The sequence below is a fragment of the uncultured Subdoligranulum sp. genome (assembly GCF_937890665.1).
On record NZ_CALADU010000051.1, the window covers coordinates 1 to 9193 of the forward strand.

The 9193-nt window shown below is 44.0% G+C and carries 8 protein-coding genes; 4 read left to right on the top strand and 4 right to left on the bottom strand.

The window, feature by feature from the left end:
* From Q0526_RS02850 to Q0526_RS02865, 4 genes are all read right to left on the bottom strand, one after another.
* Positions 1-2888 (bottom strand): DEAD/DEAH box helicase family protein (locus Q0526_RS02850; protein ID WP_298730668.1); only part of this gene is annotated, 2888 nt, incomplete at its 3' end.
* On the bottom strand, positions 2888-4249 hold the full coding sequence (locus tag Q0526_RS02855) for a restriction endonuclease subunit S (protein ID WP_298730670.1): 1362 nt from the start codon (positions 4247-4249) through the stop codon (positions 2888-2890). The genes Q0526_RS02850 and Q0526_RS02855, both read right to left, overlap by 1 nt.
* The gene (locus tag Q0526_RS02860) at positions 4246-6357 is read right to left on the bottom strand and encodes a class I SAM-dependent DNA methyltransferase (protein WP_298730672.1); all 2112 of its coding nucleotides are present in this window, start codon (positions 6355-6357) and stop codon (positions 4246-4248) included. Before Q0526_RS02860 ends, Q0526_RS02855 begins: the two co-directional genes overlap by 4 nt.
* Entirely contained in the window at positions 6358-6579 is a 222-nt protein-coding gene (locus Q0526_RS02865) for a helix-turn-helix transcriptional regulator (protein ID WP_106612764.1), read from the bottom strand. It abuts the gene before it with no gap.
* Positions 6580-6934: 355 nt separating this feature from the next.
* Here Q0526_RS02865 and Q0526_RS02870 point away from each other — a divergent pair, with 355 nt between their 5' ends.
* The 4 genes from Q0526_RS02870 (at position 6935) to Q0526_RS02885 (ending at position 9060) form a co-directional block, all read left to right on the top strand.
* Positions 6935-7318 (top strand): helix-turn-helix transcriptional regulator, encoded by a 384-nt coding sequence (locus Q0526_RS02870; RefSeq protein ID WP_214081251.1) that lies wholly within the window; start codon positions 6935-6937, stop codon positions 7316-7318.
* A 1-nt stretch (position 7319) separates the two neighbouring features.
* Positions 7320-8069: an ImmA/IrrE family metallo-endopeptidase gene (locus Q0526_RS02875; protein ID WP_298730676.1), complete on the top strand. Its 750-nt coding sequence runs from the start codon at positions 7320-7322 to the stop codon at positions 8067-8069.
* A 97-nt stretch (positions 8070-8166) separates the two neighbouring features.
* Positions 8167-8361 (top strand): hypothetical protein, encoded by a 195-nt coding sequence (locus Q0526_RS02880; RefSeq protein WP_214081253.1) that lies wholly within the window; start codon positions 8167-8169, stop codon positions 8359-8361.
* 174 nt (positions 8362-8535) lie between these two features.
* Complete coding sequence (locus Q0526_RS02885; protein ID WP_298730678.1) at positions 8536-9060, top strand: sigma-70 family RNA polymerase sigma factor; 525 nt, start codon at positions 8536-8538, stop codon at positions 9058-9060.
* The last annotated feature ends 133 nt before the right edge of the window (positions 9061-9193 follow it).

Genomic DNA, 9193 nt, shown 5'->3' on the forward strand with positions numbered 1-9193 from the left:
CCCTGATAAGCAGTATATAGTTCCATTCCACTGGACATATTACGGAGGATTGCCTCCCATGTAGCGCGTTCACTCTCATCGCGAGCATTCTGAATATCCGAGAACTGCATTGCATTCTGATAACGCTCGTCCTTCTTGACCTCTTCGGCGATTTCCAGAATTTGCTTCTTGATTTTGTCTTCATCTGTCCAGTCGCAGTTTCCCCACACATCATGGAACGATTCGAGGATATGAGTAAGCGTATCCAATTCAGGTACTGGAATGCCTATATCCGTCTGAACCGGCACAGGCTTCACCTCTGCATCCTCATTGGCCAGCGAGATTGACATGGTCTGCTGGGCAACAACTCGATAGCTATCAAGATCGACGCTTTCGATGATTTTCTTATAATCGTCATTCTCGTCTCCCACTTTCGGGAGTTTTGGCACGAGAAGTGTCAGGAAAATAGACAGTTTCTCCCAGTCCGGAGAACCATACGGTAATATGGACGACAGGAAATTATAAGTACGCACAAATCCCTTTGCACTCTTCTTGAACTCTACCTTGTCGTCATATTCTAAAGCCTTAAACAGCTCGACACACCTATCGATGATCGGATCAAGCTGTTCCCGATCTGCATTATTCAAGTAGAGCTCAACAAACGTGTTCACATCGTCATCGGAATAGACCTGCATGGGCTCCATGTTGTCAATCAGATCATTTAGTTTGTTTGCATCTGTCTCGCCGGAAAGAACCGTGGTCTTATAGTATCGCTCAAAGGATTTCTGAATATCAGCAGGATTGTTGATGAAGTCCAAAACAAAGGTATCTGTCTTGTACGGTGCACAACGATTCAAGCGTGAGAGCGTCTGTACTGCCTTAATGTCAAACAGTTTCTTATCCACATACATCGTCTGTAAAAGAGGCTCATCATATCCGGTCTGGAATTTGTCCGCTACGACCAGAATACGATATGGATCTTTACGGAATTCCTTCTCAATCTTGGCACTTGGAAATCCATTGATCTTTGCCTCGGTATATGTTTCACCATTATAGCGAGCTTCACCTGAGAAAGCGATCATCGGCTTGTACTGGCTTTTGCGCTCTTCCAGCTCTTTCTTGATAGCAAAGTAGTATTCAATCGCTCTTTGAATTTGATGGGTGACTACCATTGCACGAGCCTTGCCCTTAATCTTCATCCGGACATTATTATAAAAATGTTCAACAATGATACCGGCCTTTTCCTCTATAGCATGAGGATCGCTTTCCACATAAGAACGCAGGATTTTATTTGCTCTCTTCTTATCGAAGAGCGGATCATCATTGACGGTCTTAATCAGGTGGTAGTAACTCTGATAAGGCGTATAGTATTTCAGGACATCAAGGATAAACTTCTCCTCGATTGCCTGCTTCATCGTATACACATCGTGTGGCTTAGCCCTTTTCGTTCCGTCCTCATTTAAGATCGGATTGCCGTTTTCATCAGTTATGATTTCACCAAACATTTCAAGGGTCTTATTTTTCGGTGTAGCCGTGAACGCAAAATAGCTTGCGTTCTGAGCCATTTTCTTGCCCTCGATGATTGTGTTGATCTTGTCTTCAAAATCGTCATCATCGGTATAAACATTGCCTGAAATAACAATGTTCATCTTTGCAGCGAGACTACCGTTCTGGCTCGAATGCGCTTCGTCGATAATGATCGCGAAGGTGCGATTCTTATATGCTGTAGAAATATCGTTCAAGATGAACTGGAACTTGTGCACTATGGTAATGATGATCTTCTTACCCTCATCCAAAAGGGTATGCAAATCGGACGCAGACTTTGCCCAGCCTACTGTAGAGGAAACCTGCGTGAATTGCTTTATCGTATTCTTGATCTGCTTATCGAGGTTGATACGGTCGGTAACCACAATAACAGTATCAAAGATATTCTTACCGCCGTTTTGAAGCGTGACAAGCTGATGGGCGAGCCAAGCTATTGAATTCGACTTGCCACTGCCCGCGCTATGTTGAATAAGGTAACGCTGCCCGGCACCTTCCTTCTTGGCGCGGTCGAGAAGCATCGTTACAGCCTTCAGCTGATGGTACCTTGGGAATATCTGTTTATACGAAGTCTTCCCTGTATCCTCGTCCTTATCCGCAACAATCTGGACATAGTTTTCCAGAATCTTAGAGAACTCACTCTTCGTCAGTATGTCTTTCCAAAGGTAATCCGTCTTGATCCCATTCGGATTTGGAGGATTACCTGCGCCATCCTCGAAACCTTTGTTGAATGGCATGAAATATGAGTCGTCCTTCTTCAGTTCGGTACACATCATGATTTCGTTATCATCAACAGCGAAATGCACAATGCAACGCTTAAAGCTGAACAGCTTCTCCGCAGGGTCTCTGTCCGTTTTATACTGCTTGACCGCATCAGCAGTATTCTGCAGCGTGAACTGGTTCTTCAGCTCCATCGTGATAATCGGAAGGCCATTCAGGAAAATGCAGAGATCAAGCGCAAGGCGGCCATATTCCTTGGAATACTGCAGCTGACGAGTCACGCTAAAAATGTTCTGTTCATATAGCTCCTGTGCCCGCTGGTTTCCCTTGCTCGGCAGTACCTGATAGAATTCCAGTGTCTTATTCTTATATTTAAAACCTTTTCTGAGTATCTCAATAACACCTTGGTCAGAAAGCTTCCGACTGAGCCTCTCCAGAAACTTTTTCTTTTCTGCCGGTGTATCAAGTATACGCAGCTCCGCTAAATCTCGTGGCTGTGTGCTTTGCAAATAGCGAAACAAACGCTCTTCATCAATCGCATACTCCTGATTGTAGTCAGCATTTGTCCCTTGCTCATAACCGTTTTCGTTAACAAGCCAGTTAACGATGAGAGTCTCGAAGCCATTCTCCTTAGTGTTACTTGGCATTATTCATCGACCTCCTCGTCTACAGTTTCAACTTCTTCTGAATCCTCATCGGAAGTTTCATCCTCAACATCTTCATACGCAGGTATATAAACATCTCTGACATCTATTTTCCCTGTAACTGCATCGTAAATGGTTCTTGTCTTCAGTTCTTGAATCAAAGCAATTTCTTTCTTGACTTTCTCAATTGCATCATCGATCCTCTTGCAAATATTATCTAAATAGTCTGCAATTGCTATCTGTTCCTCCATCGGGACAACCGGCAGATCAATTTTTGCAAAGTTCGCATATCTAAGTGCTTGCCCATCTCTAACAAGATCAGAAGTTCCTCTCAACGCCTTAATGTATTCAGGAGACTTCAAAAACCACTTGAAAAACCTATCGTATACATATTCGTGATTGGGGATCAGCATCACATAGGCAGAGCTGATTTTTCCGCTATAATTACTGTATTCAATACCGCCTTGAAAGCTTCTCATGCTTATGACAAAGTCGCCCTTTTCGACATGCTTAAGAATGTCTTCTCCAGTAAATACTACAGTTACGCGGCGGCCTTCTTGCTCCATGAACCACTGCTGAGGAACAACCCCGTATTTTTGAGAAGCAGTTAATTGTTCATCCTCTGGCTTCGCTTTATCTTTTCTCAAGAAAAACAATCTTTTGCTCGGAAGCATGTTCCAGTTTTCCGGAATTTCATTAAGCCATGAAGTACCACTCTTTTTCAGAGGATATCCTTTTACCCCTCTTGTAACAGCAGTGTTAATTGCAACGACTCTGAGTTCCTTAAGCCTCTTGATTTCCTGATTTTTTGCATGAATAACTCGATTCATTTCAGAAGTCTTCCAATCAAGAAATCTGACTATCTGGTCTTGTTCATCAATTGGAGGAAAAACAACCTGATAATTGACAAGATCAGCAGCCGAAAGTGTTTGACGCACACCCGCCCCAAGGCCATTAAAGATATTTCTCTTGTACCAATCAAAATACTGGTAATAGAAATATCGCAAATTCAGGCTGACTCTCGGTTTAAGTCGAATGTATGCTGAACTCATTATCCCTTTTTCCCAGACTATTCCTATCCGGCTGGTTGAAATATTCTCCAAGTCTATGAGTTTGAACACAAGCTCATCTTTATCAAAAAGCTGATAGGTAGCATAATCGGCTGGTGCAAGACCAATAGGATGATCTACATCGTTACGAACAACACCCTTAAGCGTCAGCGAAAGAACATTTTTTTCTTTCCCATCCTTGTTGATAACTTTAGGATTATCAAAATAGCGTTTTGCTTTATCACAATCCCAGTGCGCTGGCATTTCTGCATTCCATCGAATACCAGTTGAAATATAGTTCTGATATGTTCTCATCTCTCAAAATCCTCCATTATTCCGGCAAGGACTCCGTCCGATTCTTTCTCCAGAGTTCTTAAATCCTCGATAATGTCTTCTACAGGCCTCAAGTCAACCGGCTTGTAAAAATACTTCGTGAAGCTGAGCTCATATCCAATTGATGCTGACTTCTCATCAATCCATGCATCAGGTACATACGGTTTGATTTCTTTCTCCAAAAATCCCTCAATACCGCCTTCATAGAGCATCGGTATCTGCTCGCTATCCTTTAGATTCTTATCAGGCTCAATGTTACCTTTTGAATCAATAACCGGCTCAGCGTCCTCAGAAACATAAGTTAAGTAATCTCTCAGCAGCTTCTTTCGCTTTGCCGTCAGCTTAACACCCGCATCCTTTGAAACTTTTTCAATCTCATTAATAAAAGAATTGAAGCTATTTACGCTTTCTGTTTTCTGAATATTCAAATAGTTTCTCACAACTGTTATAAGGTCATTATCCTTTCCTTCCGTCAACAGCTGTTCGATCTTTTCTTCCGTCAAGTCAACTTTTAATCGCAGAGGCCTCTGAACATCAACAGCGTAATACCCAAATTCCTCATTTGGGAAAACCATACTGTATTTAGGATCAGCATCCCTATATGCAAGATAGAGATCTACAATTGTGCGACGAATACTTGGAGTTATTTCGCTGTTCTTTTCACCAATATTCTTTTTGAGGAGCGACTTCATAGATGTTGCATCAATAAGCTGTATTGTCCCCCTACGCTTTTCATCCTTCTTATTTGTGAGAATCCACAAGAAGGTTCCAATATCCGTGTTGTAAAACATCTTTTCCGGTAACGCGACAATCGCTTCAAGTAGGTCATTTTCAATTATGTATCTACGCAGATTGCTCGCACCGCTTCCTGCATTTCCATTAAAAAGAGACGAACTATTATGCACCTCTATGATTCTGCTTCCGAGCGAAGTCTTCTGCTTCATCTTGCTAATGTTGTTTGCAAGGAACAGCATCTGAGGATCACCAATATCAGGCAGCAAGGTATACTCCGGGTTACCATCATAGTCAATAATAAAACGCGGATCGGTAATCTCGTCTTTCTTAATATCTCCCCACGCCTTAAGTTCTGCCTTCCACGAGGTACCGAAGGGTGGATTTGAAAGCATGAAGTCAAACTCATCCTTCGGGAAGCCATCGTTAGAGATGGTGGAGCCGAAAAAGATATTATTGACCTGCGTGCCCTCGCCCTTAAGCAGCATATCCGCACAGGCGATGGCATATGTTTCATCAAAGTTCTCCTGACCGAAAAGATTGATGGAGACCTTCTTGCCACGACGCTCAGCGAGATTCTGAATACAGGACTCGCCGACAGTGAGCATGCCTCCCGTGCCACACGCTCCGTCATAAATTCTATATGTGGTGCTCTGAATCTTATCCTGAATCGGGATAAAGGCAAGGTCGGCCATGAGCTCGATAATGTCACGCGGCGTAAAGTGGCGTCCGGCGTCTGTCACATTTGTCTGCTCATTGAACATACGGATAACCTCTTCAAACAGGGTACCCATTGTATGATTATCAAGTGCCTCCAATTTTTCAGAGCCGTCCTCATTTAGAACAGGCTTATTGCTGAGGTTGATGCTCGGATCGACAAATTTCTCGATAAGCAATCCAAGCCTATCCTGCTCGGAAAGGCGCGGAATCTGATCCCGGAAATGAAACTTATTAATGATCTCCTGTACATTTTTGGAAAATCCATCGAGGTAGTCGATGAAGTCCTTCCGGAGCTGCTGTTGATTCGTTCTGGACTTCAAGTCACGCAGCGTGAAGTCAGACTTGTTCACAAAGGCCTGTCCAGCTATTCCGCAGAGCGCAGGATCAATATCGACAGTGACTCCGTCCTTCTCGAATTTCTTCTTTGCCGCTACCACTTCATCGTGCTTCAGCTCCAAGACCGCATCAAAACGGCGGATGACCAGCATCGGAAGAATGACCTTCCTGTAGTCGCCCACATCATATACATCTACAAGGCAATCGTTAGCGATTCCCCAGATAAAGGATTTCAATGCGTTATACGTTGACTGATTCATATTTAAAAAACTCCTTGTCTGTTTATTGTCTTTGCCATTCATTTATTCCACATCCTTCGAATCATCGGGCACCATTTCCATGATGTCTCCGACATCACAGTTCAGGGCAGCACAAATCTTCGACAGGATTTCAGTACTGACGTTTTCATCCTTGCCAAGTTTCGCAAGTGTTGTTGTGCTGATCCCGCTGGCAGCTCTTAAGTCCTTTTTCTTCATATTTTTATCAATTAGTAATTTCCATAATTTCTTATAGCTGACTGCCATGTATTCTCCTCCTAACCATTAGAGTCCTATCGGCAAAAGACGCCTTATAAATTATAACACATCAGGCGAGAGATTTCAACCTGATTTCAGATTAAAAATTTGCATTTGCGCATTAAATATCTCGTGTACCGCAATAAAAATACTTCCACTTCTTAGACGGTCGAACGCGGAAGGTCTGGGAAATAGCCCATGTTCACTGTACTACTGTAGATTTCCTCGCCTGCTTTTTGCTAAGGGCATGTGCCACCGTTTAAAGAAAATTTACATTTGATCCCTTGACTTCGTTGAAGCAACTGTGTATACTTAGTGTAGTATTTAAGCGAACACGCTTACATGCTACGAAAGGAGGATCGTCATGGAAAACAAATTCGGAGAATTTGTAAAAGCCAAAAGGCAGGAGAAAGAAATCAGCCTGCGAAAGCTTGCCGAGGAGCTGGGCATTGTCCCTGCTTACATGAGCGATATTGAAAAAGGAAGGAGGTATCCGCCAGACAAAGACAAAATCTATAAAATCGCTGAGGTGCTGGGTCTCAACGAAGATGACACAAATACGCTATTCGACTACGCTGCCCTCTCAAGAGATAACGGCGTATCTCCTGATCTATCTGACTATGTGATGGGTGTCGGCAATCTCCGCACTGCTCTTCGTAAAGCACGTGACATCAATGCCGGTGAGGATGATTGGCAGAAAATTATTGACATGCTGGAAAATCAGGAAAAAAACGGAGGCAACACGTAATTTGCGGTACTATGACTACAGCAAAACCCAGCTCGAAAATGAGGCGGACAGCCTGAACGAGTCTTTTGACAAAGAACGCCTTATCCGGCCTAAGAAAATTGATGTATATGACGTGGTGGATTTTATCCACTGCACGCCAGACTGGTTTTACTTGTCACCGGATCAGTCGATTCTTGGAATGACAGCCTACAACAACGGCTACTACTATGCTTGGATTCCCATCAATGAAGCCGACGAGACTCCGCCAGACAACATCGTATTCAATGGGATGTTTCCCAAAAAGACTCCTGTCGAGAAGGGAACTATCATCATTGATCGGAGTATCAACGAGGGCGACAATCGCGGAATCGAGAACTTCAGCTGCATTCATGAATGCTTCCATCAGAAGCTTCATACACGCTGCTTTATGAATCGGTCAGCAAATTACCAGCACTTCTGCCAGAAGAAAGCCTTCCGCGCAGAGACCGGAGACAGGTCAAACATGTCCGCTATCGAGGTCATTGAATACCAAGCCAATTACTGCGCTGCTGCATTCCTGATGCCACGGGAGGCAGCCACAGCTGAATTTTTTAAGACAATGGGCTTACGTTCATCACCGCCTGCACCACTTCCGAAAACCTACGATGTCGATCAGGCAATTTCTGAACTGGCCGAGAAATTCAGTGTCAACTACACACCCATGAAATACCGGCTTCAGGAATTAAAACTGGTATCCAGAGAGGAACTATCTCTCGACGAATATTTTTGTTAGCACGGGAATGTGCTCTCACAGGTGCATTCCCATATTTTTTACCATAGGTGTAGTAAATCAGCGAACACGCTTATATACTACAAGAAAGGAGGAAGGCATGAACAAGCCGCTCAAATGTCCCGTTTGTGGAAAGAGAGCCTGCGATGTATCAGATATTCCGAAGGAAAAGCTGTACATCGAGCTCAAGTGTCCTAACTGCAATCACATCGTAAAAATCCTTTGCGATGAGTCAGCAGTAAAGGAATCCTCCCACAACCGTATTGCTGCTTACGCAATGCAGGCAGGAATGTAACAACTGAATCGAAAACTTAATACGCAAAGCATACCGAGCAACGGAGTCGAGATGAACTACCAAATGGCCGGATGACTTTGAAACACAATGTTTCAGAGTTATCCGGCCATTTGTGTTTCTTATGACTTCGGCTTTGCGTTCTCTCGGCTCCTTTCGCTCAGAAAGGAACCGAAAATGAAAAATTCTAAGAAAAACAATGACAACAAGCGTTACTTTCCACTTCGTGACCCAGAGAATCCCTTCAAGGTCACACTCACCCCTATCGCCGAGGAGCAGTATCGTTCCCTCTATCCAGATATCTGGGCAACACAAAAACGCGAGCAATATCATGGACGTTGCATGTGCACCAAACGCTATCTCTGGAAATGCGACGGGCAGTGCGACCTGTGCGAATACCACGCTCCCGATACCACTTCTCTCGACGAGCCGCTTCCGGACGGCAACGGCACTCTTGGAGATTACATTCCGGACAGCAGACCTTCTATAGAAGATATTATTGCTGACCGCGATTTGCTCAAACACCTCATTGCCCGGTTCCGCGAACTTGATCCGGATGCAGACCGCATTATCCAGATGCGCCTCGACAATCCTAAGATTTCAGATCGTAAGATCGCGGAAGCCCTCGGTCGCCCGCAGCGTACCTTTGCTGACCAAATGAAGCGCTACTACACCGAGCTTCATAAGATCGAAAACAAGTAATCATCACACCCTTTCCGGCCATTGTCCCACCTTGGGATGATGGTCGGAATTTTTTTATAAAATCCTCCGCTCAAATCGGCAGTTCATCTCCAGTGGAAGGTGAAGGCAAGAGAACACAGCCTTCAGAAAGCGA

Excerpts from the sequence above, each read along its gene's own strand:
- Q0526_RS02860 (WP_298730672.1), bottom strand. The coding sequence starts at position 6,357 with ATGAATGGCAAAGACAATAAACAGACAAGGAGTTTTTTAAATATGAAT.
- Q0526_RS02880 (WP_214081253.1), top strand. The coding sequence starts at position 8,167 with ATGAACAAGCCGCTCAAATGTCCCGTTTGTGGAAAGAGAGCCTGCGAT.
- Q0526_RS02865 (WP_106612764.1), bottom strand. The coding sequence starts at position 6,579 with ATGGCAGTCAGCTATAAGAAATTATGGAAATTACTAATTGATAAAAAT.
- Q0526_RS02870 (WP_214081251.1), top strand. The coding sequence starts at position 6,935 with ATGGAAAACAAATTCGGAGAATTTGTAAAAGCCAAAAGGCAGGAGAAA.
- Q0526_RS02885 (WP_298730678.1), top strand. The coding sequence starts at position 8,536 with ATGAAAAATTCTAAGAAAAACAATGACAACAAGCGTTACTTTCCACTT.
- Q0526_RS02855 (WP_298730670.1), bottom strand. The coding sequence starts at position 4,249 with ATGAGAACATATCAGAACTATATTTCAACTGGTATTCGATGGAATGCA.